Annotated in this window: 23 protein-coding genes; 6 read left to right on the top strand and 17 right to left on the bottom strand. The window is 56.3% G+C overall.

What is annotated here, in order from left to right:
* Nucleotides 1–30 precede the first annotated feature (30 nt).
* The 6 genes from pyk to dnaE all read right to left on the bottom strand — a co-directional run bounded on the left by pyk (nt 31) and on the right by dnaE (nt 8,908).
* Nucleotides 31–1,794 carry a pyruvate kinase gene (gene pyk / locus NSS88_RS12355; RefSeq protein ID WP_055358664.1) on the bottom strand — a complete coding sequence of 588 codons (1,764 nt, stop codon included), beginning with the start codon at nt 1,792–1,794 and terminating at the stop codon, nt 31–33.
* 27 nt (nt 1,795–1,821) lie between these two features.
* Complete coding sequence (pfkA, locus tag NSS88_RS12350) at nt 1,822–2,781, bottom strand: 6-phosphofructokinase (protein ID WP_033014452.1); 960 nt, start codon at nt 2,779–2,781, stop codon at nt 1,822–1,824.
* A 186-nt stretch (nt 2,782–2,967) separates the two neighbouring features.
* Nucleotides 2,968–3,945, bottom strand: a complete 978-nt coding sequence (accA, locus tag NSS88_RS12345; protein WP_033014453.1) for an acetyl-CoA carboxylase carboxyl transferase subunit alpha — start codon at nt 3,943–3,945, stop codon at nt 2,968–2,970.
* On the bottom strand, nt 3,930–4,802 hold the full coding sequence (gene accD / locus NSS88_RS12340; RefSeq protein ID WP_033014454.1) for an acetyl-CoA carboxylase, carboxyltransferase subunit beta: 873 nt from the start codon (nt 4,800–4,802) through the stop codon (nt 3,930–3,932). Before accD ends, accA begins: the two co-directional genes overlap by 16 nt.
* A 75-nt stretch (nt 4,803–4,877) precedes the next feature.
* The gene (locus NSS88_RS12335; RefSeq protein ID WP_061580677.1) at nt 4,878–5,480 is read right to left on the bottom strand and encodes a FadR/GntR family transcriptional regulator; all 603 of its coding nucleotides are present in this window, start codon (nt 5,478–5,480) and stop codon (nt 4,878–4,880) included.
* A gap of 149 nt (nt 5,481–5,629) precedes the next feature.
* Nucleotides 5,630–8,908, bottom strand: coding sequence for a DNA polymerase III subunit alpha (gene dnaE, locus NSS88_RS12330; RefSeq protein ID WP_341084836.1), 3,279 nt, complete (start codon nt 8,906–8,908; stop codon nt 5,630–5,632).
* Between the two features lie 112 nt (nt 8,909–9,020).
* On the opposite strand from dnaE, the gene NSS88_RS12325 reads away from it, so the two are divergent.
* Both NSS88_RS12325 and ytrI read left to right on the top strand, forming a co-directional pair.
* Complete coding sequence (locus tag NSS88_RS12325) at nt 9,021–9,362, top strand: YtrH family sporulation protein (protein ID WP_033008565.1); 342 nt, start codon at nt 9,021–9,023, stop codon at nt 9,360–9,362.
* Nucleotides 9,359–9,862: a sporulation membrane protein YtrI gene (gene ytrI / locus NSS88_RS12320; protein WP_050367668.1), complete on the top strand. Its 504-nt coding sequence runs from the start codon at nt 9,359–9,361 to the stop codon at nt 9,860–9,862. The genes NSS88_RS12325 and ytrI overlap by 4 nt, the downstream gene beginning before the upstream one ends.
* Nucleotides 9,863–9,993: 131 nt before the next feature.
* On the opposite strand, the gene NSS88_RS12315 is transcribed toward ytrI, so the two are convergent.
* Nucleotides 9,994–10,941 carry a DHH family phosphoesterase gene (locus NSS88_RS12315; protein WP_033008569.1) on the bottom strand — a complete coding sequence of 316 codons (948 nt, stop codon included), beginning with the start codon at nt 10,939–10,941 and terminating at the stop codon, nt 9,994–9,996.
* Nucleotides 10,942–11,041: 100 nt separating this feature from the next.
* On the opposite strand from NSS88_RS12315, the gene NSS88_RS12310 reads away from it, so the two are divergent.
* Nucleotides 11,042–11,350: a YtpI family protein gene (locus tag NSS88_RS12310; RefSeq protein ID WP_033014458.1), complete on the top strand. Its 309-nt coding sequence runs from the start codon at nt 11,042–11,044 to the stop codon at nt 11,348–11,350.
* 71 nt (nt 11,351–11,421) lie between these two features.
* On the opposite strand, the gene NSS88_RS12305 is transcribed toward NSS88_RS12310, so the two are convergent.
* Both NSS88_RS12305 and NSS88_RS12300 read right to left on the bottom strand, forming a co-directional pair.
* The gene (locus tag NSS88_RS12305) at nt 11,422–12,729 is read right to left on the bottom strand and encodes a CBS domain-containing protein (protein WP_033014460.1); all 1,308 of its coding nucleotides are present in this window, start codon (nt 12,727–12,729) and stop codon (nt 11,422–11,424) included.
* 115 nt (nt 12,730–12,844) lie between these two features.
* Nucleotides 12,845–13,525, bottom strand: a complete 681-nt coding sequence (locus tag NSS88_RS12300; protein ID WP_033014462.1) for a metal-dependent hydrolase — start codon at nt 13,523–13,525, stop codon at nt 12,845–12,847.
* A gap of 137 nt (nt 13,526–13,662) precedes the next feature.
* On the opposite strand from NSS88_RS12300, the gene NSS88_RS12295 reads away from it, so the two are divergent.
* Nucleotides 13,663–14,754, top strand: a complete 1,092-nt coding sequence (locus tag NSS88_RS12295; RefSeq protein ID WP_033014463.1) for a M24 family metallopeptidase — start codon at nt 13,663–13,665, stop codon at nt 14,752–14,754.
* A 130-nt stretch (nt 14,755–14,884) separates the two neighbouring features.
* Here NSS88_RS12295 and ald read toward each other — a convergent pair whose 3' ends face one another.
* The 3 genes from ald to NSS88_RS12280 form a co-directional block, all read right to left on the bottom strand.
* Nucleotides 14,885–16,003: an alanine dehydrogenase gene (ald, locus tag NSS88_RS12290; RefSeq protein ID WP_061580679.1), complete on the bottom strand. Its 1,119-nt coding sequence runs from the start codon at nt 16,001–16,003 to the stop codon at nt 14,885–14,887.
* Nucleotides 16,004–16,091: 88 nt separating this feature from the next.
* Nucleotides 16,092–16,856, bottom strand: coding sequence for an SDR family oxidoreductase (locus tag NSS88_RS12285; protein WP_013144502.1), 765 nt, complete (start codon nt 16,854–16,856; stop codon nt 16,092–16,094).
* Between the two features lie 96 nt (nt 16,857–16,952).
* Complete coding sequence (locus tag NSS88_RS12280) at nt 16,953–17,093, bottom strand: hypothetical protein (protein WP_341084824.1); 141 nt, start codon at nt 17,091–17,093, stop codon at nt 16,953–16,955.
* Nucleotides 17,094–17,205: 112 nt separating this feature from the next.
* On the opposite strand from NSS88_RS12280, the gene NSS88_RS12275 reads away from it, so the two are divergent.
* Nucleotides 17,206–17,652 (top strand): universal stress protein, encoded by a 447-nt coding sequence (locus tag NSS88_RS12275; protein ID WP_341084821.1) that lies wholly within the window; start codon nt 17,206–17,208, stop codon nt 17,650–17,652.
* Between the two features lie 64 nt (nt 17,653–17,716).
* On the opposite strand, the gene argH is transcribed toward NSS88_RS12275, so the two are convergent.
* Both argH and NSS88_RS12265 read right to left on the bottom strand, forming a co-directional pair.
* Nucleotides 17,717–19,096: an argininosuccinate lyase gene (argH, locus tag NSS88_RS12270; protein ID WP_061580680.1), complete on the bottom strand. Its 1,380-nt coding sequence runs from the start codon at nt 19,094–19,096 to the stop codon at nt 17,717–17,719.
* 42 nt (nt 19,097–19,138) lie between these two features.
* Nucleotides 19,139–20,359: an argininosuccinate synthase gene (locus NSS88_RS12265; RefSeq protein WP_033008582.1), complete on the bottom strand. Its 1,221-nt coding sequence runs from the start codon at nt 20,357–20,359 to the stop codon at nt 19,139–19,141.
* 181 nt (nt 20,360–20,540) lie between these two features.
* On the opposite strand from NSS88_RS12265, the gene NSS88_RS12260 reads away from it, so the two are divergent.
* A complete protein-coding gene (locus tag NSS88_RS12260) occupies nt 20,541–20,876 on the top strand; it encodes a hypothetical protein (RefSeq protein WP_055358923.1) in 336 nt (111 codons plus the stop codon).
* A 210-nt stretch (nt 20,877–21,086) separates the two neighbouring features.
* Here NSS88_RS12260 and NSS88_RS12255 read toward each other — a convergent pair whose 3' ends face one another.
* The 3 genes from NSS88_RS12255 to NSS88_RS12245 form a co-directional block, all read right to left on the bottom strand.
* Nucleotides 21,087–21,620 carry a MogA/MoaB family molybdenum cofactor biosynthesis protein gene (locus NSS88_RS12255; RefSeq protein ID WP_033014471.1) on the bottom strand — a complete coding sequence of 178 codons (534 nt, stop codon included), beginning with the start codon at nt 21,618–21,620 and terminating at the stop codon, nt 21,087–21,089.
* A gap of 255 nt (nt 21,621–21,875) precedes the next feature.
* Nucleotides 21,876–23,066, bottom strand: coding sequence for an acetate kinase (locus tag NSS88_RS12250; protein ID WP_033014474.1), 1,191 nt, complete (start codon nt 23,064–23,066; stop codon nt 21,876–21,878).
* 199 nt (nt 23,067–23,265) lie between these two features.
* Nucleotides 23,266–24,255 carry a class I SAM-dependent methyltransferase gene (locus NSS88_RS12245; RefSeq protein WP_050367691.1) on the bottom strand — a complete coding sequence of 330 codons (990 nt, stop codon included), beginning with the start codon at nt 24,253–24,255 and terminating at the stop codon, nt 23,266–23,268.
* Nucleotides 24,256–24,271: the final 16 nt, after the last annotated feature.

Raw genomic sequence — 24,271 nt, 5'->3', positions numbered from 1 at the left:
CTCCACTGGCCAAGGCTGTTTCAGTCCGCGTTACAACACGCTGGCATGGCCGCGATAGACGGCCCCGAACCCGCCGTCCACCGTAATCTCCTGCCCATCTTTAAACAAGGTTGTTGCGTTTTCCACTCCGACAATCACTGGAATCCCAAGGCTCAAACCGACGACCGCTGCATGGCTGGTCAACCCGCCCTCTTCAGTAATGATGGCTGCCGCTTTTTCGATCGCCGGCATCATGTCGGCATCGGTGCTGACAGTGACTAAAATGCCGCCGTCGACCATTTTTTGCCGCGCTTCTTCCGCTGTTTTCGCTACAACGGCCTTGCCGAACGCCGACTTGCGGCCGATGCCTTGCCCTTTGGCGAGAAGATCGCTGATAACGTGCACCTTCATTAAGTTCGTCGAACCCGTTTCGCCGACCGGCACGCCAGCCGTGATGACGACCAAGTCACCGTGCTTCACCAACCCGGAGCGCACCGCCGCATCGACGGCGACATCGAGCATTTCGTCCGTCGTGTTCACATGCGGCGCTTCTTTCGTATACACGCCCCACACAAGCGCCAGCCGGCGCGATACCGATTCATTTGACGTCACGGCAATAATCGGCGCTTTCGGGCGATACTTCGCCACCATTTGCGGCGTTTTTCCGCTCACGGTCGGCGTCACGATCGCCGCCACATCCAAGTTGAGCGCGGTGTGGGCGACCGACTGCCCGATGGCGTCGGTGATCGTCGTTTGGCTTTCTTTTGTGCGTTGGGACAAAATGTCGCGGTGCTCAAGCGCCTGTTCGGTGCGGAGCGCGATTTGGTGCATCGTTTTCACCGCTTCGACCGGATACTGGCCGGCCGCCGTTTCCCCGGAAAGCATGACGGCGTCGGTGCCGTCAAAAATGGCGTTGGCGACGTCGCTCGCCTCCGCCCGCGTCGGACGCGGATTGCGCTGCATCGAATCGAGCATTTGCGTCGCCGTAATGACCGGCTTGCCGAGCATGTTGCACTTTTTAATGAGCAGTTTTTGAATGAGCGGCACTTCCTCAGCCGGAATTTCCACGCCCAAATCGCCGCGCGCCACCATCAGGCCGTCGGCGGCTTCTAAAATTTCGTCAATGTTGGCGACGCCTTCTTCATTTTCAATTTTGGCGATAATTTGGATATGGAGGGCGTCATGCGCCTCAAGCAGCTCGCGGATCTCCAGCACATCGGACGCCCGGCGCACAAACGAGGCGGCGATGAAATCGATCCCTTGGCGAATGCCAAACAAAATGTCAGCCCGATCTTTCTCGGTGATGCCTGGCAAGTTGACTTTGACACCCGGCACATTGACTCCTTTTTTGTTTTTCAGCACGCCGCCGTTTAACACGGTCGTGACGATTTCTCCCGCTTGCTTGTCGACCGCATTGACTTCCAAGCTGATGAGCCCGTCATCAAGCAAAATTTTCGCGCCGACGGACACATCATCGATTAAGCTGGGATAGGTGACCGAAATTTTTTCCGGCGTGCCGAGCACTTCGCTCATCGAAATGACGAGCTTTGCCCCTTCCTTCAGCTCAATGGCGCCGTTTTCCATATTGTGCGTCCGGATTTCCGGCCCTTTCGTGTCAAGCAAAATGGCGACCGTTCGGCCCGTTCGCTTCGCCGCTTCGCGAATGTTGGCGATGCGCCGCCCGTGCTCTTCATGATCGCCGTGCGAAAAGTTTAGGCGCGCCACGTTCATTCCCGCTTCCATCAGCTGCACGAGCTTTTCTACGCTCTCGCTTGCCGGCCCGATCGTGCAGACGATTTTCGTTTTCCGCTTCATCTTGTCTTCTTCCTTTCCCCTTGGGACTTAAATGGACAATTCTTTCGACAATGCGTACATCCGCTGATCGATCGTATGTTTGTTGGCTAGCGCCTCCGCGATGTCATGGTCGACGAGCTGGTTGTTTTGGATGCCGACGCAGCGCCCGCCTTTTCCTTCGAGCAACAGCTCGACCGCCCGGGCGCCGAGGCGGCTCGCGAGCACGCGGTCAAACGCCGTGGGCGACCCGCCGCGCTGCACGTGGCCAAGCACCGTCACACGCGTCTCAAAGCCGGTCGCTTCCTGGATTTGCCGGCCGAAGTCGACGCCGCTTCCAACCCCTTCCGCCACGATGATGATGCTATGTTTTTTGCCGCGCTCATGGCCGCGCTTTAAGCGGGCGATGACGTCGTTCATATCATAATCGGCTTCCGGAATTAAAATCGTTTCCGCCCCGCCGGCCAGCCCCGACCATAAGGCGATGTCGCCGGCATGGCGGCCCATCACTTCGATGACGTACGTCCGCTCGTGCGACGTCGCCGTGTCGCGGATTTTGTCGATGGCATCAATGACCGTATTGAGTGCCGTGTCAAACCCGATCGTAAAATCAGTGCCCGGAATGTCGTTGTCAATCGTCCCCGGCACGCCGACGCACGGAAAGCCGTGCTCGGTCAGTTTTTTCGCCCCTTGGTACGAACCGTCGCCGCCGATGACGACCAGCCCTTCAATGCCGTGCTTTTTCAGCTGCTCGATCCCTTTTTTCTGACCTTCTTCCGTCTTAAATTCCGGACAGCGGGCCGTATAGAGTATCGTGCCGCCACGGTGGATAATATCCCCGACATCGCCGACTTCCAGCTTTTTAATGTTGCCGGCGATCAGTCCGGCATACCCGTGATAAACGCCGTACACTTCCACACCGTGGTAAATCGCTTTGCGGACAACCGAGCGAATGGCCGCATTCATTCCCGGCGAGTCGCCGCCGCTTGTCAACACACCAATGCGTTTCACTCATTTCACCTCATTTGTATCAAATTCAACACGTCCGACCTCATACACCTGTCGCTCTTGAACAACTTTAATGTACCATGAACATGAGCGGAACACAACAGCGACGCCTTGTTGAAACGGTTTACATGAACAAAATTTTTTCATGGACAGAACAAAGCTGCCCCGAAAGTCGAGACAGCTTTTTCCTTATCTTGCCCGAATCGTTTCCTGCAAAAACGACACTTGGCCGATTTGTTTAAATTTTTCATAGCGCTGCCGGACGAGCGCCTCGCCGTCAAGCGCCAACAACTCTTTCAACGACCGGCGCAACACGCGGTCCATTTCCTTTGCCTGCTCGTCAGCGTTGCGGTGGGCGCCGCCTTTCACTTCCGGAATGATTTCGTCAATGACGCCGAGCGCTTTTAAGTCGTGAGCGGTAATTTTCATCGTTTCCGCCGCCCGTTGCGCCAATGATGCATCATTCCATAAAATGGCAGCCGCCCCTTCCGGCGAAATGACCGAGTACGTGGAATTTTCAAGCATATGAATATGATTGCCGACGCCAAGGGCGAGCGCCCCGCCGCTTCCGCCTTCGCCGATGACGATGCAGACGACCGGCACGGTGAGTCCTGCCATTTCAAACAAGTTGCGGGCGATCGCTTCGCTTTGCCCACGCTCTTCGGCCGATTTGCCCGGATAGGCGCCTTTCGTGTCGATAAAGCAGATGATCGGCCGCGAAAACTTTTCTGCCTGCTTCATGAGCCGCAGCGCCTTCCGGTAGCCTTCCGGGTGTGGCATGCCGAAGTTGCGGCGCAAATTTTCTTTCGTATCTTTGCCACGCTGGTGGCCAATGACTGTCACCGGCAGCCCGTCGTATTCGGCAATGCCCCCAACGATCGCTTCGTCGTCGCCAAAACAACGGTCTCCATGGCATTCGAGAAAGTTCGTAAACAGCCGCTCAATATAATCAAGCGTCGTCGGCCGCTGCGGATGGCGGGCGATTTGCACGCGATCCCACGGCGTCAAATTGGCATACACGTCGTTTTCCATCTTGGCGAGCCGCGCCTCCAGTTTCTCGATTTCCGCCGACAAATCGACATCGGCCGTTTTCATAAACTCTCTCAGCTCTTGAATTTTGCGGCGCAGCTCAACAAGCGGCTTTTCGAATTCTAGTTCCGCCACCATCCTGATTCCCCTCCTCCCGTGTGAATGCGAAGCACAGTCGCCAGCGTCTCTTTCAGCTCATGGCGGTGAATGACGGCATCCAACTGACCGTGCTTTAATAAAAACTCCGCCGTCTGGAAGTCTTCCGGCAGCTCTTCGCGCACCGTCTGTTCGATGACGCGGCGGCCGGCAAAGCCGATGAGCGCACCTGGTTCGGCGAAGTTGTAATCGCCAAGCGAGGCGAAACTCGCTGACACGCCGCCTGTTGTCGGGTGGGTCATGACGGAGATGAACAAGCCGCCGTCGTTGCTGAATCGTTTGAGCGCGGCGCTCGTTTTCGCCATTTGCATTAGGCTTAGCACTCCTTCTTGCATGCGGGCGCCGCCGGAAGCGGTAAAAATGAGAAACGGCACACCTTTATCGTGCGCTTGTTCGACTGCACGGGTGATTTTTTCGCCGACAACAGACCCCATGCTGCCCATGCGAAACGAGGAATCCATGACCGCGATGACGAGCGGATGGCCGTCAAGCGTCCCTTCGCCGGTCACGACCGCCTCGTTCAATCCCGACTTGCGCCGGTCTTCCTCGAGTTTTTCTATGTAGCCCGGAAACCCGATCGGGTTGACAGAAATCATATCGGCATCATATTCGCGAAAGCTGCCGTCATCCAGCACGCTCTCGATCCGTTCGCGCGCCGGCATCGGATGATGGTAGCCGCAGCTTAGGCAAACGCGCAAATTTTTCACCAACTCTTTTGTATACATAATTTTTTTGCATTGCGGGCATTTCGTCATCACGCCTTCCGGCACCTCATGCCTCACTTGCTCGGAAGAAAGCGACGCATACTTCTTCTTTTTGGCAAATAAATCTTTCCACACGAGGGAGCTCCTCCTTTGCGTTTTCGCCTCTCTACTACTTTATCGAAAATGCAAGCGGTTGTTTGTCAAACGGTGTCAGTTCTGTTTCGACAACGGCGAAGGCCGGTTCCTCTCCCAGACAGCAGCGGCTTCAGCCGGATCGCGTTTTTTCAATGCTGCTAACAGCTGGTCATAAAACGAGTCGGCAAGCGGCCGGTCGGGCGCACAGGCCGAGGCAAACCCAGACAGCGCCCGCCAAATGCGGATGAGCAAGTAGTTGTCAGCCGCCTCAGCAACCGCCTGAAAAAACGGCGTGAAATCAGTCGGTTTTTGGCGAACGGTTTTTTCCAGCCTCTCCAGCGCATCTTCACTGCAGCGGAGGCAAGCGAGCTCGAGCAGCAGCCGTTCGATCAGCCATTTCGTTTCCGCCAAATCCGCTTTCGCCCGTTCATTTTCAAGCAAAAACATCGCCAGCAACTCAATCAGCTGATGTCCGCCGACCTCGCACAAATAGGTCCCTTCGCCGCGCCGCGTCTCAATCAGGCCGAGAAACTCAAGCGCCCGCAGCGCCTCGCGCACCGACGAACGGCCGACGCCGAGCCGCTCGGCCAGCTCGCGTTCTGACGGCAGCTTGTCGCCCGGGACAAGGCCATCCTCGACAACGAGACGATGGATATGCTTCAACGTCTCGGCGTACACTTTTTCATCGTTGAACGGAGACCCCTCCTTTTCGGTTCATGCCATACTCCATGCGTGGGCGGCATGCCGTTCAACCGCAGCCAGATGCACTGGTCTGACCACCTAGTGGTTATACGATATAATAAAATAGCGAAATAGTAAAGGGGAAGTCATTTCACAGCAATGCGCCCGAAGCCGAATAAGGCGAGCAGCCCATCGACAAGCGGCGCTGTGAGCGCGACGGCGTACTGCTCCGGAAGACGGAGAAGCGTCCGCTTCGCTTCGTCATACAAATAGACCGGCGTAGCGCCGCGCTGCTGCTCAAGCAGCTGTTTCAGCTTGGACAATTTGGCCTCATCGGCCCGGCTCGCGTTAATGTATAGCGCCGACACGGGCAGGAGGCCGGCGCGGCGGATGATGAGCTGTCGCCTGCCTGCGCGCCGGTCGACCGTTCCAAAAAGCAACACAAAGTTTCCTTCCGCCAGCTCATCGGAGGCGCGGGCATAAATGGACGGAAAGGCGACCGCCTCCACTTCCCCGCTTTCATCGCTAATTGTCACAAACGCCATTTCCTCCCCCCGTTTCGTTCTCGTTTTCCGCTGTTTGGCCACATAGCCGCCGACCACGGCCGCCGAACCGTGCATTTCGGCAATCGGCACCGCCCGGGCCGCTTGAAACAGCGGGCGGCAGACCGCGGCCGGATGCGGGGTGACGGCAAACCCGAGCAACTCTTTTTCCCGTTTCCGCCGCTCATCCGGCGGCAGCGGGGGGGCATCCATGTATTTCGGCTTCAGCGACAATCCGCCTGTGTCCAAGTACGGCCCGACCAATTGCACGTGTTCGACCGCCACGTCAATGCTCGCTAAAAGCGAAGCCCGCTCCCCGTCCATTTCATCAAACGCGCCGGCCAAAACGAGCGCCTCAAGCGCCGGGTGCGGCAATCCTTTCGGCAACAGGCGGATGGCGAAATCGAAAAAATCGGCAAACGGTCCGCGCTCCCGACGCTCTTCGATGATGAGCCTCGCCGCTGTGCCGACATGTTTCACCGCCGCCAGCCCGGTGCGGATCGCCTTGCCTTCGATCGCAAACCGATAGCCGCTCCGGTTGACGGATGGCGGCAGCAGCGGAATCCCTTTTTGCGCTGCTTCGCTAGCGTAAAGAGCCGTTTTTTCCCGGTCGCCGGAAGCGCCCGAGAGCATGGCCACGTAAAAACAAAGCGGATAGTGAGCTTTAATGTAGGCCATCGCATACGACAACAGTGCATAGCTGACCGCGTGGCTCCGGTTGAAGCCGTAATCGGCGAAGCGGACGATATGCCGGTACAATTCCTCGGCAACTTCCTTTGGATAGCCGTTCGCCGTGCAGCCGGCGACAAACGCCTCCCGCTGTTCAGCGAGACGCGCCTTCTCTTTTTTCGCCACCGCCCGCCGGAGCACGTCCGCTTGTCCGAGCGAAAACCCAGCCATGCGGGCGGCGATTTGCATAATTTGCTCTTGGTAGATCAGCACTCCGTAAGTCGGCGCCAAAATCGGCTCAAGGTCAGGATGGATATACGAAATCGCCTCGTCTCCGCGCTTGCGCCGGATATAAGCAGGAATCATGTCCATCGGCCCCGGCCGGTACAAGGCGTTGACAGCGACCAAGTCTTCCAGCTCCGACGGCCGCAATTCCGCAAGCAAACGCTTCATTCCGCTTGATTCAAGCTGAAAAATGCCGTTTGTCTCTCCGGCGCTCAGGAGCGCATACGTTTTTTCGTCGTCAAGCGGAACGCGACGCACATCAAACGGCTTTCCTGTCTGCCGTTCGATGAGACGCACCATTTGCCCGAGCAGCGTCAACGTGCGCAAGCCGAGAAAATCCATTTTGAGAAGGCCGAGCGCCTCGAGCGACCCCATGGCGTATTGCGTGAGCGGCCATTCGCCATGGCTTGGCTGCAACGGGACTTGGCGCACAAGCGGCTCAGGGCTGATGATGACGCCAGCCGCGTGAATCGATGTATGGCGCGGCAGCCCTTCGAGCGTTTGTGCGATATCCAGCCACTGCTTGCCGTCCGGCACCGTTTCGGCGGCGCGGCGGAACGCGGTCGACTCGCTGCGCCATTGGCGGATCGTCACCCCTTGTTTATCCGGCAAAAGCGACACAACCCGCTCCGCCTCGCGCCCGGGAATGCCGAGCGCTTTCGCCGTCTCGCGCAGCGCCGACTTGGCGCCGAACGTCCCAAACGTAATGATTTGCGCGACGCGGTCGCGCCCGTATTTGTCCGCCGCATAGCGAATCATTTCTTCGCGCCGGTCATCGGGAAAATCAAGATCAATATCCGGCACCGACACCCGCTCCGGATTCAAAAACCGCTCAAACAACAGCCCGTATTGGATCGGATCGACATCGGTAATAGCCAAAGCATAGGCGACGAGCGAGCCGGCCGCCGAACCGCGGCCCGGTCCGATGAGAATGCCACGTTGGCGGGCGTAGGCAATCACATCGGCGACAATCAAAAAATAATCGCTAAAGCGCATTGCCTGAATGACATCAAGCTCATGCCGCAGACGCTTCCAGTAACGCTCATCGGCGCCCGGCACACGGCGGGCGAGCCCTTGTTCGCACAGACGGCGTAAATACCCGTCCGCCGTCTCGCCGTCAGGCACCGGAAATTTCGGCAGCCGCCAGCCGCCAAACGGGATGTGCAGTTCGCACCGATCAGCGATCGCCGCGCTGTTCTCAAGCGCTTCTGGCAAGTCAGCAAACCGGCGCGCCATCTCATCCGGCGCCGCCAAATAACGGCCGCCATCCTCTTGGACGTCAGCAAATGGCACGCCGAGCCTGATCGCCTGCAGGCAGCGCCACGCTGCGGCGTCGCCGCGCTCAACATAACGGACGTCATTCGTCGCCACGACCGGAACCCCGGCTTCTTCCGCCAACTGCCGCAACGCTCCTTCGTATGGTGCGCGCGTCCGCTCGCCGCGCTGGACAGCCACATACAAACAGCCAGGAAACAGCTGTTGATAGCGGGCGAGCACCGCTTTCGCCTGCCGCCATTCCCCGGTGGCCAGCAGCGACTCGACCCGCCCTTCAGCCCCCGGGGTGATGGCGACAATTCCACCGCTCAACCGGCGGAGGGCGTCTTCATCGATCTGCTTTTCTTCTCCCATTTGGATCATCGTGCTGATTTCGATTACATGGTGGTACCCTTCCTCATTGGCGGCCAACAGCACGAGCGGATAGGCGCCGTCCCCGCTGAGAGCAATATCAGCCGTCACGCCGATGATCGGACGGATGCCATGGCGCTTGCACTCCTTGTAAAAGGGCAGAGCGCCATACAGCACGTTGCGGTCGGTCAACGCCAAGGCGGGGCAGCCGAGCTGTTTCGCCTTGGCCGCCAGCGCTTCCACGGTGGCCGTGCTTTGAAACAAACTATAGCCGCTTGACACATGCAAGTGCACAAACGTCATAGACAGCCCTCCCTTATTCATCCGTCTGCGGACGAAAACTTTTCCATTGGCTGCATGCTCCGTCCCATTCGTTGATATACATAGTAAAAGAGAAAGAAAGGGCGGGGAAACGATGGACGAAAAAGCAGCGTTTTTGCCGGCGTTGATCCAAAGCTATTTTATCGCGGTCGGCGTGTTGCTTGGCGGCGCCATCATCGGCGCGCTCGGCGCATTTTTGAGCGGCGGCCAGCCGCTGACGGCCATGTACCGGTTTGCCGGCGACTTGCGCATTTGGGCGGTCGTCGCCGCCATCGGCGGAACGTTTGATACGTTTTACGTCGTCGAGCGAGGGCTGTTTCTCGGGGAAACAAAAGACATTGTGCGGCAGTTTTTGCTCATTTTGTCCGCCATGGGCGGCGCGCAAACAGGAGTGGCGATCATTACGTGGCTGACACAGGAGCACATTTCGCCATGAGAATTCCTCCGTATTACCAATATCCGTCATGGCAGCGTTTTTTCGCCGGCGTAGCGATTGGGGCGCTCATCAGCTGGTTTGTCTTTTTGTACATTTTCGGCGTCCTGCAGGAAAAGCAGGTGCGGCACGTCAATGAGCTGAACGAGCAGATCGCCGACTTGCAAAATGAAATTCGCATTTGGCAAGAAGACTATATCCATTACAACAAAGAAATGAAAAAAAAGCTGACCGTGCAGGACGTGTCCGTCCATCTTGTCAACGCCGAGCAATACAAGCTTGATTCATACACAGCGTTCCGCATCGAAGACAGTGTGAAAGAAGATTTGTCCCATTTAATCACCAAAGATATTGAAACGGTGTACAACAGCCGCGAGCTGATCAAGCGGGCAATTGAAAACAAAACGTATACGATCCACGAAAAAGCGTACCGGCTGGAAATTCATACGCTCACCATTTTCACCTTTTTGGCTGTGGAAGTGAAATTGAAGCCGCTCCCTTAACACGCCATGCAGCCGACAAACGAGAAAAGCCAAAACAAACCGACACCCCGACGCCGACAAGAGCGCCGGACACTGCATCAGGCGGCAAAAGAGGGGGCGGCGCCGCATGACGCCCTTCTCGCCCCCTTCTGTTACCGTTCCGCCCGGCAAACGGCTCTCACCTCTTCAACAATGCGGTCGGCTTCTTCCCATGAAGCGATCGACGCGCCGGCCGCCAGCGGATGGCCGCCGCCGCCATGCCGCTTGGCGACGACATTGATGACCGGCCCTTTCGAACGAAAACGCACGCGAATCTCCTTCTCCTCCTCAACGAAAAACACCCAGGCGATGATGCCATCAATGTTGCCGAGCAGCCCAACAAGCTGCGACGCTTCAAGCGGGGTGACGCCGTATTCTTCAAGCAGCGCCCGCGGCATTTTCACCGCCGCCACTCCTTCATCGATCGTGAAATTCGACAGCACATAACCGCTCAAACGGGCGAGCGGCAGGCTCGTCCGGTACAGCCCGTCATACAATTCCGTCAGCGAAAAGCCGTACGAAATGAGCTCTCCGGCATAGCGAAACGTTTTTTCGCTCGTGCGCGGAAACAAAAAACGGCCCGTGTCGCCGACAATGCCGGCGTAAATCAGGCGCGCCGCCTCGGCGGTCATCGTCAGCCCATCGTCTTTGCCGGCCAAATACAGTTCGTAAATCATTTCGCTCGTCGAGCTGGCGTCGGTGTCAACCCACATGATGTCGCCGTACGGCGTATCGTTCGGATGGTGGTCGATTTTGATCAGCTTCCGCCCGAGCCGGTAGCGGCTGTCACAAATCCGCTCTTCGTTCGCCGTGTCACAGACAATCACGAGCGCCTGTTCATAGGCGCCATCGTCAATGACATCCATTTGACGTAAAAATGACAACGATGGATCATCCGTCCCCACCGCATACACTTGTTTTTCCGGAAACGACGCCCGAAGCAGCGCCGCCAGCCCGCCTTGCGACCCGTACGCGTCCGGGTCCGGGCGCACGTGGCGATGGATGATGATCGTATCAAATTGGCGAATCGTTTCAAGAATGTCCCGGCAAACGTCTTTCATCACTTCGTCCCCTTTTTATGGCTTGTCATTTTCAACCGCTGGCATTTTTCCGCGCTTCTATGTACAATGGAAAAAGAAACGGACTACGGAGGGAGCCAGCATGCCCGTATTGGTTATTTTCATTATATTTTCCTTTTCGTTTTACGTCTATTATAAAATTCGCTACGTTCGCTCGCAGCGCCCGATGGAGCGCCGCTTCCTCTCGGCGAAATCGAGCATGGCGCTCGGGCTGTTTGTCGCCTTGTTCGGAGTCAACCAATTGTTTTTGTATCAGACAACTGTCACCTATATCATCTCCTCCATCTTTATCGCCCTAGGCGCCGGCAGCGTCTGGGCCGGCTGCCGCGCCTACCGCTGCTATCTGCCGCAGGCGATCGAAGAGGCGGAAAAAGCGGCGAAACAAAGCTGACCATAACCGTTCACAGCGAAAGGGAAAGGATGTCCAGCAACAAAGGGCGGACATCCTTTTTTCGTTGTCGATTACCGGTCGATCAGCTGGCACATCATCATCGCCTTCCCGACGATGGCGCCTTCATTGTACACCTCGACGTCCACTTTTCCGAACTTGCGCCCGAGCTCTAAAAGCTTCGCCTGCACGTCGACTGTAGTGTCGATTTGCACCGGCTTGATGAAATAAATCGTAATGCTTTCCATCACCAAATCGCCGCGTTTGTACGCCCGCAGCATCCGCGCCGCCGCTTCGGTGACGATCGTCGTAAACACGCCGTACGAGAGTGTCCCTAAATAGTTCGTCATTTGCGGCGTGATCGTGCAGCGAAACAGCGTTTCTTTGTCGCCTGACTCGCGGAACTGGGCGGTGACGAGGTCATCGATCGTCTCGCCGACTTGCAGCTGGCGCTGCGCCATTTGCAGCGCTTTTAACACGTCTTGGCGGCTGATGATCCCTTGCAGCCGGTTATGGTCATCAACGACCGGAAGCAGTTCAATTCCTTCCCATACCATGATGTGCGAGGCAAATGCGACCGATGTTTTTCCGTTCACCGTAATCGGCTGCTTCGTCATCACCTTTTCGACCGGCAGCTGCCGGTCGACATCCAGCACGTCTTTTGCCGTCACAATACCTTGCACTTTCAACTGGTCGTCGACGACCGGAAACCGGGTATGGCGCGTCTCGCGATTTAGCGCATACCAGCGCTCGACGGGATCGTCTGTATATAAATAGACTGTTTTCTCGACAGGGGTGACAATGTCCTCAACGAGCACAATCTCCTTTTTGATCAGCTGGTCATAAATCGCCCGGTTGATCATCGTCGCAACCGTAAACGTGTCATAGCTCGTCGAAATGATCGGCAGCTGCCGCTCATCGGCGAGCTTTTTCACGTGGTCGGCCGTGTCAAACCCGCCGGTGATGAGCACGGCCGCCCCGGCTTCAAGCGCCAGTTCGTGCGCCTTCGTCCGGTTGCCGACGATAAGCAAATCCCCTGCACCCGTATAGCGCATCATTGCCTCCAGCTGCATCGCCCCAATGACGAAGCGGTTGAGCGTCTTGTGCAGCCCTTCCCGCCCACCGAGCACTCGTCCGTCGACAATGTTGACGACTTCAGCGTACGTGAGCTTCTCAATGTTTTCCTTCCGCTTTTTCTCGATCCGAATCGTGCCGACGCGCTCGATCGTGCTTACGTATCCTTTGTTCTCCGCATCTTTGATCGCTCGGTACGCCGTTCCTTCGCTCACGCCCATTTCCTTGGCGATCTGCCGGACGGAAATTTTCTCGCCGATCGGCAGCCGGTGGATGTATTCTAAAATTTGTTCATGTTTGGTCGCCAACGGTCTTCACCCTTTACGCATTGTTACTTTCATTATACAGGGCTCAGCAGCGGGGATTCAACGATCGCGCCGGCCATCAGAAAGCGCCCTTCCCAAAGTGGGAAGGGCGCCGCTGTTACAGCTCGATGCTTTCGCCTGACTTCAGAGCACGGCCGACACCCGACGGTAGAAGCGAGACGAACCGTTCGGGGTCTTGGACAATCGGCGGGAACGTGTTGTAATGGATCGGCACGACGAGTTTCGCTCCGAGCCACTCGGCGGCAACGGCCGCGTCTTCCGGCCCCATCGTGAAGCTGTCCCCAATCGGCAAAAAGGCGACATCGATGTTATGGCGCTCGCCGATCAGCTTCATGTCGGAAAACAGCCCGGTGTCGCCGGCATGGTAGATCGTTTTCCCTTCGGCCGTGAACAAAATGCCGGTCGGCATGCCTAAATAAATGATTTGCTTGTCCTCGGTCACAAACCCGGAGCTGTGGAACGCCTGCGTCAACTTGACCGTGCCAAAGTCAAATTCGCGCGCCCCGCCGATGTTCATGCCAAACGTCTCGACGCCTTGCCAGCTTAAATACGTCGCCAGCTCAAATGTGGCCACGACAAGGGCGTTGTTCCGCTTGGCGATTTCCACCGTATCGCCGACATGATCCCCGTGCCCGTGCGTGAGCAAAATGACATCCGCTTTCACATCCGCCGCGTTCAAATCGGTCGTCGCATTGCCAGTGATGAACGGGTCGATCAAAATCGTTTTTCCGTTCGTCTCAATGCGGACAACCGAATGGCCATGGTAGCTGATTTTCATCGTCACATCTCCTTTCCACTACACATGATTCGCCGCCGCCCATCCATTCCCTTCTTTTCCTGCCTGTCCATTTACAAACGGCCCGTTTCTTGGTACGCTCAAAATGGACAACAGTGAAAAAAGGAAGGAATGGGACGATGAACAAACGGCTGCAAGCATTTTCCTCTTGGCTTCAACAACATAGTTCATTCGCCTTCGTCACGTCAAGTGCGAACGTGTTTTATTTGAGCGGATTTCGGTGCGACCCGCACGAACGGTTGCTGGCGCTTTTGGTCTTTCCTGACAGCGAGCCCGCGCTCGTCTGCCCGCAAATGGAAGTCCCGCGCGCCCGCCGGAGCGGCTTTGGGCATACGGTGATCGGCTACGACGACAGCGCCGACCCGTGGGAAGAGATCGAGCGCCATCTCAAAGCGCGCGGTGTCAAGGCCGTCTCGATTGCCGTCGAAAAAAACGATTTGTCGTTCGCCCGTTTCGAGCGGCTCTCGGCGCTGTTTCCGAACGCCCAATGGCTCGATGCCGAAGAAAAGCTGCGCCAGCTTCGCCTGATCAAAGATGAGCAGGAAATGAAAGCGCTGCGCCAGGCGGCAGAGCTGGCTGACAAAGCGGTCGAAATCGGCGTCTCGGCCATTCGCCCGGGCGTGACGGAGCTTGAACTTGTCGCCGTCATTGAATATGAGCTGAAAAAACTCGGCGTTGAAGGGATGTCGTTTCCCACAACCGTGCTTGCAGGCGCCAAATCAGCCGATCCGCACGGCGTGCCGGGAACGGCGGCGGTCGCACCGGGCGATTTCGTGCTGTTCGATTTGGGCGTCATCGTCGATGGGTATTGCTCCGACATTACCCGCACCGTCGTCTGTCAGACGGCAAGCGACGAACAGCGGCTCATATACGATACCGTTCGGCGCGCCCAGCAGGCGGCGATCGACGCCTGTCGCCCGCAAACCGCGATGAAGGAGATCGACCGCTCCGCTCGAAACGTCATCGAACAAGCCGGCTACGGCCCGTACTTCACCCACCGCGTCGGGCACGGCTTAGGAATCGAAATCCACGAATACCCATCGCTTCATGGCGCCAACCCCGACCCGCTCGCTCCCGGCATGGTGTTTACGATCGAACCGGGCATTTACGTCCCATCCATCGGCGGCGTGCGCATTGAAGACGATGTCGCGGTCACGAACAACGGCGTTGAGGTGTTGACGTCGTTTTCGAAGGAATTGATCATTGTATAACGAGAAAAACCATTGGCAAAAGCTTCTGCGAATAAGTGCACGAACAAAGCTGTCCACCGGCTCGATCCCCAAGCCGATTCGGACAGCTTTGTTTTCTCATCGCCATCAAGGCGGCTCCATCTTCATGATTTCATCCGTTCAACAACGAATGAACATCTGTATACGGCATGTTGTGCGCCGCCGCGACCGCTTCGTACACGATGTGCCCGTCGAGCGTGTTGATCCCTTTTAACAGCGCCGGGTTATCCAAGCACGCGGCGCGGTATCCTTTGTTGGCGATTTGCAAGGCGTATGGGATCGTGACGTTCGTAAGCGCGAATGTCGACGTGCGCGGCACCGCGCCCGGCATGTTGGCGACGGCGTAATGGACGACGCCGTGCTTGACGTATGTCGGATCGTCGTGCGTCGTGACGCGGTCGGTCGTTTCGAAAATGCCGCCTTGGTCAATGGCGATGTCGACCAACACCGATCCCGGCGTCATCGAGCGCACCATCTCTTCCGTCACCAGCTTCGGCGCTTTCGCCCCCGGGATCAAGACGGCGCCGACGACCAAATCCGATTCGCGCACGCACTCGGCGATATGGTACGAGTTGGACATGAGCGTCGTCACGTGGTCGCCGAACAAATCATCGAGCTCGCGCAGCCGCTCGGCGTTAATGTCCAAAATCGTCACGTCTGCCCCGAGACCGACCGCGATTTTCGCCGCGTTCGTCCCCGCCGTTCCGCCGCCGATGATCGTCACTTTGCCGCGCCGCACTCCGGGCACGCCGCCAAGCAAAATGCCTTTCCCGCCGTGCGGCTTCTCGAGAAACTGGGCGCCGACTTGCACCGACATGCGGCCGGCGACTTCACTCATCGGCGTCAACAGCGGCAGCGAACCGTTCGCCAGCTGCACCGTCTCGTAAGCGATGCCGACCACTTTTTGCTCGACGAGCGCTTTCGTGAGCGCTTCGGCCGCGGCCAAATGCAAATACGTAAATAAAATGAGCCCAGGACGGAAATAGCGGAACTCCTCAGGCAGCGGTTCTTTCACTTTCAACACCATCTCCGCCGTCCAAGCATCTTCCGCGTTCGGCACGATCACTGCCCCGGCTTTTTCATACTCGGAATCGGAAAACCCCGACCCAGCGCCGGCTTCCGTCTCCACATACACGTCATGCCCCGCTTTGACGAGCGTCATCACGCCTGCCGGAGTGATGGCGACGCGGTTTTCATTGTTTTTGATTTCTTTTGGAATGCCGATCTTCATCACATTTCCTCCTTTTTCCTTCCCGCTTCTTCCTTTTATTGTGCCCCGTTTCGCACAAAAGCAAACGAAAAAGGAGGAGGCGCTGGTCTCAACGGAAAAGGTGGCGGTAAATGACGTTCGCTCCGCCGGTGACGTCAATGACGGCGCCGGTGATGAAATCCGAGTCGTCCTCGCATAAAAACGCGATCACGCGGGCGATATCTTCACCAGTCCCCGGGCGTCCGACCGGCGTTTCCGCATCCCTTCTCGCGCGGGCGTCGGCGATCCCCGCCTCTTTCATGGCGCCGACAATATTGCCTGGGCACACCATATTGGCGGTAATGCCATATTCCGCCTCTTCCAGGGCGATCGTTTTCGTTAGCGATACAAGCCCGACTTTCGCCGCGCCGAACGCCGAACGGTGCACCCAGCCCGGGGCATCCGCCGCTCCTTGAAATCCGTACGTAATGATGCGGCCAAACCGTTGTTTTCGCATAATCGGGATCGTCCGCCTCACTAAATGGAAGACCGAGCTCAAATTGCCTTCAATCATTTCGTACCATTCGTCTTCCGTATAATCGGCCAGCTTTTTCCGCTCAAAAATGTACGGCCCTGCATTGTTGATGAGGCAGTCAATGCGGCCAAACCGCTCCATGGCGGCGTCCACAAGCGCCGCTAAATCGTTTTTGTCCGTCACATCTCCCTGCACAAACTGGAGGCGGTCAGCGGCGCCGCGGTACTTCTCGGCAAGCGAGCGCACCGCCTGTTCATCGCTCCGGTAGTTCACCGTCACCGAGTAGCCTTTATCAAGCAGCAACTCGGTCACTTTTCTCCCCAATCCTTTCGCTCCGGCCGTAATCAAGGCGTGCCGCACCCTTCTCCCTCCTCGTCGCGATTTGCTGTCTCATTTTTACTTTACTACAAACCGGAGCGAATACAAAAAAATAACCATAACGCGCAGGCGCTATGGCTATTCGCCGACTTCGCGGCGCGGGTCGTAATACGATTCATCCTCGTCAACAATGCCGCTTTCATACGACTCGGTAATTTGCTCGGTGATCGCCCGCACTTCCTCCTCATCGTACTGCCAGTCGTTATACCGCTTTTCCATTGCTCTTCCTCCCCTGTTCACAAAATCTCAATATATGGCCTAGTTTCTCGTCAAAGGGCGATGGGTATACCATATATAGAGATAGCATTTTTAACCAAAGGGAGGGGAGAACATGACCATGACCTACCAAACGATCGTCGTCGCCGTCGATGGCTCGAAGGAAGCGGAATGGGCGTTGAAAAAAGCGATCCAAATCGCCAAGCGAAACGGGGCGAAACTCATTTTGACCCACATCATCGACTCGCGCGGCTTTACGACCGTTGAAGCGCACGATTATGCCCTCGCCGAACGTTCGGAACAGTATGCGAACGAATTGCTTGAGCGGTATAAAAACGAAGCCGTCGCCGCTGGACTCGACGATGTGGACACCGCGGTCGAATTCGGCTCGCCGAAAGTGAAAATCGCCAAAGACGTCGCTCCGAAATACAAAGCCGACCTCATCATTTGCGGGGCGACCGGGTTGAACGCGGTCGAGCGGTTTCTGATTGGCAGTGTCTCGGAAAACATCGTCCGCTATGCGAAATGCGATGTGCTTGTGGTCAGGACACCGAAAGAATAGCCTTCCGCGCCCAACGAATGCATCCCTGTGCCGCCGGCAAATGCCAAAAAAGAACACCCCGCCGTTACGGGGTGTTTAGCTTTTCTTTCGCTTTTTCAAGCGCCGCCCGCACTTCGGCAAAACCGGTGCCGCCGGCGCTGTTGCGGCGGTTGACGGCCGTGCGCGGGTTCAAGGCGTCATAAATGTCTGCGTCAAAGAGCGGCGACGCCTCCTTATACACGTCAAGCGGCAAGTCGGCCAAAAAGACGCCTTTCTCAATGCAAAGCAGCACGAGCTTGCCGACGACCTCATGCGCCTCGCGGAACGGCATGCCTTTTGCCGCCAAATAATCGGCAAGCTCGGTCGCGTTGGAAAAGTCCTGATTCGTCGCCCGCTCCATGACGTCTGTGCGCACGTTCATCGTTTCAATCATGCCGGTGAAAATTTTCAGCGACCCGACGATTGTCTTTACTGTATCAAGCATGCCTTCTTTATCTTCTTGCATGTCCTTGTTGTAGGCGAGCGGCAGCCCTTTCATCACCGTGAGAAGCGCCATCAAATGGCCGTACACGCGGCCGGTTTTGCCGCGGATGAGCTCGGCCATGTCCGGGTTTTTCTTTTGCGGCATGATGCTGCTGCCGGTCGCAAACGCATCATCGAGCTCAATGAACTGAAACTCTTGGCTCGACCAAAGGATGAGCTCTTCAGCGAGCCGCGACAAGTGCATCATGAGCATCGAGCTGTTGCTTAAAAACTCGATGATGAAATCGCGGTCGCTCACCGCATCCAAGCTGTTTTCGTAAAGATCGGCAAAGCCCAACAGCTCCGCCGTCCGCCGCCGGTCGATCGGAAACGTCGTTCCGGCGAGCGCCCCGGCGCCGAGCGGCGAGCGGTTAATCCGTTTCAGCGACTCAGAAAAACGTTCATAGTCCCGCTCGAGCATCCAAAAATACGCAAGCAAATGATGGGCAAACGAAATCGGCTGCGCCCGCTGCAAATGCGTATACCCGGGCATGATCGTGTCGACATGTTTGTCGGCTTGAGCGACAAGCGCCCGCTGCAGCCCGCGGATGAGACTGAGAATCTCTTCAACGCGCTTGCGCAAGTATAAATGCATATCGGTCGCCACTTGGTCGTTCCGGCTCCGTCCGGTGTGCAACTTGCCGCCGACCGGGCCGATGTCGTCGATCAACATTTTTTCAATGTTTAAATGAATGTCTTCATACGCGACGGAAAACTCGAGTTCCCCCCGCTTCGCTTTTTCGAGCAGCCGCAGGAGTCCGCTCTTGATCTTCTCGACATCTTCCTCCGGCAAAATGCCGCACTCGCCAAGCATTGTCACATGGGCAAGGCTGCCTTCAATGTCTTCTTCCACCAGCTCCTGGTCGAACGGGATCGACGCGCCAAACTCGTCGACCCATTCTTCCGCTGTTTTCGTAAACCGTCCGCCCCAAAGTTTTTTCACGAATCTCGCCGCAGAGGAATGCGACTTCCTCCTTCCTTTTCCTTATTGGCCGGCCGATACCGACGCTTTGTGTTGCTTGTTGACGATGCTGTTGACTTTCGTCGGCAGACCGTACAGCGAGATGAACCCGACCGCCGCTTGATGGTCAAACTCGTCTTCCGACGTGTACGTCGCCAGCTTTTCATCATAAAGCGAGAACGGCGATTTGCGCCCTTCGACGATCGCATGGCCTTTAAACAGCTTCACGCGCACGACGCCGGTGACGTTTTTCTGCGTTTCTTTCAAAAACGCGACAAGCGCGTCTTTGAGCGGCGAAAACCACAGGCCGTTGTAAATGACTTCGGCGATTTTTTGCTCGATGATCGGTTTGAAATGGGCGACTTCTCTCACCAATGTCAAGTCTTCGAGCTCTTTATGCGCTTTGATGAGCGTGATCGCCCCCGGGCATTCGTACACTTCGCGCGACTTAATGCCGACAAGGCGGTTTTCGACGTGGTCGATGCGGCCGACGCCGTGCTTGCCGGCCAACGCGTTCAGCTCCAAAATCAATTGCGCGAGCGGATACGCCTTGCCGTTTAACGTCACCGGCACGCCTTGTTCAAAGCCGATCTCGATGACATCCGGCACATCCGGCGCGTTCTCAAGCGAAGCCGTCAGCTCATACGCCTCTTCCGGCGGAGCCGCCCACGGGTCTTCCAAAATGCCGCACTCGTTGCTGCGGCCCCACAAGTTTTGGTCGATCGAAAACGGGCTGTCCAGGTCGACCGGAATCGGAATGCCGTGCTGTTTCGCGTATTCGATTTCTTCCTCGCGCGACCAGCTCCACTCGCGCACCGGGGCGATGACGTCCAAGTCCGGATTGAGCGCGTTGATCGACACTTCAAAGCGCACTTGGTCGTTCCCTTTCCCCGTGCAGCCGTGGGCGACCGCCACCGCGCCTTCGAGCTCGGCGATTTCAACGAGTTTTTTCGCGATGAGCGGACGCGACAGCGCCGAGACGAGCGGATATTTCCCTTCATACAGGGCGTTCGCCTGCAGAGCGATGAGCGCATACTCGTTCGCAAACTCGTCTTTGACGTCGATGACGTACGATTTGATCGCGCCGACTTTGAGCGCTTTTTCTTTCACGAAATCAAGGTCTTTTCCTTCCCCAAGGTCCAAGCAGCACGCGATCACATCATACCCGCGCTCCTGAAGCCATTTGATCGCCACCGATGTATCTAAACCGCCCGAGTAGGCCAACACCAATTTTGGATTTGCCATGGTCGTTCTCCTCTCCCGTCACATAAATATACTTAAATATAAATAAATATTCAAATCGAACACATTATCACTTTATCAGCTTTCCCGTGATTTTTCAATACTTATTCAATAAAAAGAATAAAAATTCCTCACCGATATGCGGAAATGTTTCGTATAATAGAAAAAAAAGGAGGCGGCAAGAATGAACGGCATCTTCATCGACGACAAGCGGCTCGGCATCCGCGTGCCGCATCTGGACAAGCCTTGGGAGGACTACAGCCCAAACGAACAAGAGGCGATTTTACTGGAATGGGAAACAATCCGCGGCATGATCCCCGACCGCATCGCAGAACTGGAGCGGGAAATCAACGAAAAACAAGACGCGCTCGGCCAAGAAGCGGATTTTGCGCGCTCGTGCCGGCTCAATGCCGACATTGCCGAACTCGCTTCGATCGTGAATGATTTATGGATTTGGTATCGGGTCAGTCCCCATGTTTCCTTTGAAAAGGAAGCGGCGGTAAAACGCAAAATACGCTGACGAAACCGGCCGTCTCTTTTTTCTACGGCCATGTCGCCCCCGCCGCCCTTGCCGCGGCTTTCGCGACCACCTCCCAAAAGGCTCGGGACACCCTTTCTTAACTATGATGTAGGCGTAAAACAATCTTGAAGAAACGATGTGTTGTGTTTTGTTTAAGAAAAAACAACCTTTTAGGTCAGTCCCCCCATTTCCGCTCATCCTCTCCTTTCGTCAAAGCGTCTTTCGCTGCTTCTCCCTATCCTTCCGAATCTCTCTCACCACATGCCTCAACTCCGGCAAAATGAGCTTCGTCATCGCGAGGCGCACAGCGCCGGTGGAGCCGGGGGTGCAAAAGACGGCGGTGTCCATCGCCACGCCGGCGACGGCGCGCGACAGCATGGCGGCCGGGCCGATGTCTTCGGTGTAGCTTAGGAAGCGGAACAGCTCGCCAAAGCCGACGAGTTCTTTCTCAAGCAGCGCTTTCACCGTTTCGATCGTCACGTCGCGCTTGGCGATGCCGGTGCCGCCGTTCGTGAGCACCGCATCGACATCGGCGTGGCAGCAGCCGTCAAGCACTGCTTCGCGAATGGCGTCCGCTTCGTCTTTGACGATCTCATAGCCGACGACCTCATGCCCGGCTTCCGTGAGCAGCTCGATCATCAACCGGCCGCTTCGGTCGGTTTCCTCCGTTCTCGTGTCGCTGACGGTGATGACTTTGCAGCGGACGGTTTTGGGAGCTTCTTGTTTATGGGCAGCTGTGCTCATTCCCTCATCTCCTTTTGTCATTGTGTTGTTAGCTATAGTATAGCAAAAATTACCCAACTCTTGCCGGCTGCTTCTCGCTGGCGAAACGAAAGGAAAAGACCCCATCGTGAAATCAATGTCTTCCGCTCCGTCCGGAGTTGTTGAAACAAGAATCAAGCGCACCAAAGCGGCAAAACAAAAAAATGGCTGCCCCGTTTGTTTGGGGCAGCCGTTTTGGCCAAAATGGCTGCAACGATTCTTTTTATTACAATCCGCTTACAAATTCGCCAGCCGCATGACATCACGGGCGATCATGACCTCTTCGTTCGTCGGGATGACGAGCACTTTGACCGGCGAGTGCGGGTAGCTGATGAACGCTTCTTTGCCGCGCACTTTGTTTAGGATGGGATCCCAGTAAACTCCCATAAACTCGAGGCCGCGCAGCACTTTGGCCCGCACGACTTCGCTGTTTTCGCCGATGCCGGCGGTGAAAATGATGGCGTCGACGCCGCACATGCGCGCCGCATACGAGCCGATGTATTTATGAATGCGGTTCGCAAACACTTCCAACGCAAGTTCCGCGCGCTCATTTCCTTCGGCGGCCGCTTTTTCCAAGTCGCGCAAGTCGCTCGAGATGCCGGAGATGCCGAGCATGCCGCTCTTTTTATTCAGCACTTCAATCACTTCATTAACGGTCATTCCTGTTTTTTCCATAATGTATGGGATAAGCGCCGGGTCGATGTTGCCAGAGCGCGTCCCCATCGCGACGCCCGCTAATGGCGTAAAGCCCATCGACGTGTCGATCGATTTGCCGCCTTCGACCGCCGCGATGCTCGCCCCGTTGCCTAAATGGCACGAGATGAGGCGCAGCTGCTCGATCGGCCGGCCGAGAAGCTCCGCCGCCCGCTGGGTGACGTATTTGTGCGACGTGCCATGGAAGCCGTACTTGCGAATGCCGAATTTCGTGTAATACTCATACGGCAAGCTGTACAAAAACGACTGTTCCGGCATCGTTTGGTGAAACGCCGTATCAAAAACGGCGACGGCCGGCACGTTCGGCAGCACTTCCTGAAACGCGCGGATGCCGACGAGGTTGGCCGGGTTATGAAGCGGAGCGAGCTCGGACACTTCTTCGATTTGTTTTATCACCTCATCGGTGATCAACACCGAATCGCTGAACTTCTCCCCGCCGTGGACGACGCGGTGGCCGATGCCGTCAATTTCGTCAAATGACCGGATGATGCCATAGCGAATCAGTTTGTCAAGCAGCAGTTTCACCGCCACGGCATGGTTCGGGATGGAAGTGACTTCCCGCTGTTTCTCCCCGTTCACGACGATCGTAAAAATCGCGTCGTCAAAGCCGATCCGCTCGACGATTCCTTTCGTTAACACCGTTTCCGCCGGCATGTCAAACAATTGGAATTTCAACGAAGAACTTCCCGCATTAACGGCTAACACTTTTGCCATCGAACATACAGCTCCTTTTTGCCAAAATCCGTTCGCACTTACGGTTAGTGTGCGCGATTGGGCGCTGTTTCACTATGCCTTTTTTCATTGTATGCCTCCCTTTTCTTCCTTTCAAGCGGCGTTTTCTTTCGTAATCGGTTGCAAATAAATGTTTTTATGTTGTGAAAATAAAAACAGCCTTCAAGCAGGTTGGAGACTGTCAGCGCCCTTTTTCGTCGGCGATCCAGGCATCGATTTTCGCCATCATCGCCTGCATGGCCGTCTTGTTGGAAAAGCGCGGCAGTTCGGCGAGCAGCACTTGTTTCGGCGCTTTCGCCATCGGGCCTTTCTTTTGCAAAATGAATATGCTTTTCGCCGCCTGCTCGTGTTTAAACATGGACAGCGGCAACTGCAACAAGCCTTGAACGATGGCGGTTTCTTTTAAAAATTCATTCAGCTGTTCCGCCTGAGGGCTGGAAAACAGCGTGTTCGGAATGAGGAAAAACAAATAGCCGCCGTCTTTTGTATAGCGCAAGCTTTGCTCGATCAACAAATGATGCGCATACGACCGCCCTTCTTTCGCTTTTAACACAAAGCGGCTGGCATTGGCGTCATCCGGGTAGTAGCCGACCGGCAAATCGCAGACAACGACATCGGCCGGTTCGACGAACAAAGGGCGCAGGCTGTCCTGGTTAAACAGCTGCACCGGGTGCTGCTGCAAGTTGGCATTGACATATGCGAGTTTGACGAGCAGATCGTCAACGTCGGCGCCGTAGCTTTTCGCCTGCCGGCCGCCGAGCCCGTTTAACACGGCTGTAAGCAAATTGGCCGTGCCGACGGCCGGGTCCAGAATCGTTAGCGCCAAATGCGGGCGCGTGAACTGCCGGACGAGGTAGGCCAAAAACACACTGACCGCATCCGGCGTCATTTGGTGGTTCGGCTGGACGTGCTGGCGCATCCCTTTTAAGACGGCAAGCTGAAACGCCTTGCGGATGTGCTCGTTCTGAAACTGTTCGAGCCCCAATTCGCGATATTGCTTTTTCAACCGTTTCGCGTTCAGCTCGCTCACCTCATCTTGCAGCACGTCGCCGTGAAACAAATTTTCCCCTGTTTCCGCGACAGCTTCCAAATACGTGCATTGCAGCTCCTCCTGCAAAATGCGGGCCGTTTCATCCAAGACGGCAAACAGCCGCTCAACGGGTGTCATCATACGTGCGTCCCCCTTT

Source organism: Geobacillus sp. FSL W8-1251 (genome assembly GCF_038005945.1).
Classification (GTDB): Bacteria; Bacillota; Bacilli; order Bacillales; family Anoxybacillaceae; genus Geobacillus; species Geobacillus stearothermophilus.
Note: the sequence above shows the minus strand (reverse complement) of the source record. Positions and strands in the feature narration are given on the sequence as shown.

What these genes read in the sequence shown, in the direction of transcription:
- pyk (WP_055358664.1), bottom strand. Translation starts at nt 1,794, where the DNA reads ATGAAGCGGAAAACGAAAATCGTCTGCACGATCGGGCCGGCAAGCGAG.
- accA (WP_033014453.1), bottom strand. Translation starts at nt 3,945, where the DNA reads ATGGTGGCGGAACTAGAATTCGAAAAGCCGCTTGTTGAGCTGCGCCGC.
- dnaE (WP_341084836.1), bottom strand. Translation starts at nt 8,908, where the DNA reads ATGACGTTTGTGCACTTGCATGTGTCAAGCGGCTATAGTTTGTTTCAA.
- NSS88_RS12325 (WP_033008565.1), top strand. Translation starts at nt 9,021, where the DNA reads ATGGACGAAAAAGCAGCGTTTTTGCCGGCGTTGATCCAAAGCTATTTT.
- ytrI (WP_050367668.1), top strand. Translation starts at nt 9,359, where the DNA reads ATGAGAATTCCTCCGTATTACCAATATCCGTCATGGCAGCGTTTTTTC.
- NSS88_RS12315 (WP_033008569.1), bottom strand. Translation starts at nt 10,941, where the DNA reads ATGAAAGACGTTTGCCGGGACATTCTTGAAACGATTCGCCAATTTGAT.
- NSS88_RS12310 (WP_033014458.1), top strand. Translation starts at nt 11,042, where the DNA reads ATGCCCGTATTGGTTATTTTCATTATATTTTCCTTTTCGTTTTACGTC.
- NSS88_RS12300 (WP_033014462.1), bottom strand. Translation starts at nt 13,525, where the DNA reads ATGAAAATCAGCTACCATGGCCATTCGGTTGTCCGCATTGAGACGAAC.
- NSS88_RS12295 (WP_033014463.1), top strand. Translation starts at nt 13,663, where the DNA reads ATGAACAAACGGCTGCAAGCATTTTCCTCTTGGCTTCAACAACATAGT.
- ald (WP_061580679.1), bottom strand. Translation starts at nt 16,003, where the DNA reads ATGAAGATCGGCATTCCAAAAGAAATCAAAAACAATGAAAACCGCGTC.
- NSS88_RS12280 (WP_341084824.1), bottom strand. Translation starts at nt 17,093, where the DNA reads ATGGAAAAGCGGTATAACGACTGGCAGTACGATGAGGAGGAAGTGCGG.
- NSS88_RS12275 (WP_341084821.1), top strand. Translation starts at nt 17,206, where the DNA reads ATGACCATGACCTACCAAACGATCGTCGTCGCCGTCGATGGCTCGAAG.
- NSS88_RS12265 (WP_033008582.1), bottom strand. Translation starts at nt 20,359, where the DNA reads ATGGCAAATCCAAAATTGGTGTTGGCCTACTCGGGCGGTTTAGATACA.
- NSS88_RS12260 (WP_055358923.1), top strand. Translation starts at nt 20,541, where the DNA reads ATGAACGGCATCTTCATCGACGACAAGCGGCTCGGCATCCGCGTGCCG.
- NSS88_RS12255 (WP_033014471.1), bottom strand. Translation starts at nt 21,620, where the DNA reads ATGAGCACAGCTGCCCATAAACAAGAAGCTCCCAAAACCGTCCGCTGC.
- NSS88_RS12250 (WP_033014474.1), bottom strand. Translation starts at nt 23,066, where the DNA reads ATGGCAAAAGTGTTAGCCGTTAATGCGGGAAGTTCTTCGTTGAAATTC.
- NSS88_RS12245 (WP_050367691.1), bottom strand. Translation starts at nt 24,255, where the DNA reads ATGATGACACCCGTTGAGCGGCTGTTTGCCGTCTTGGATGAAACGGCC.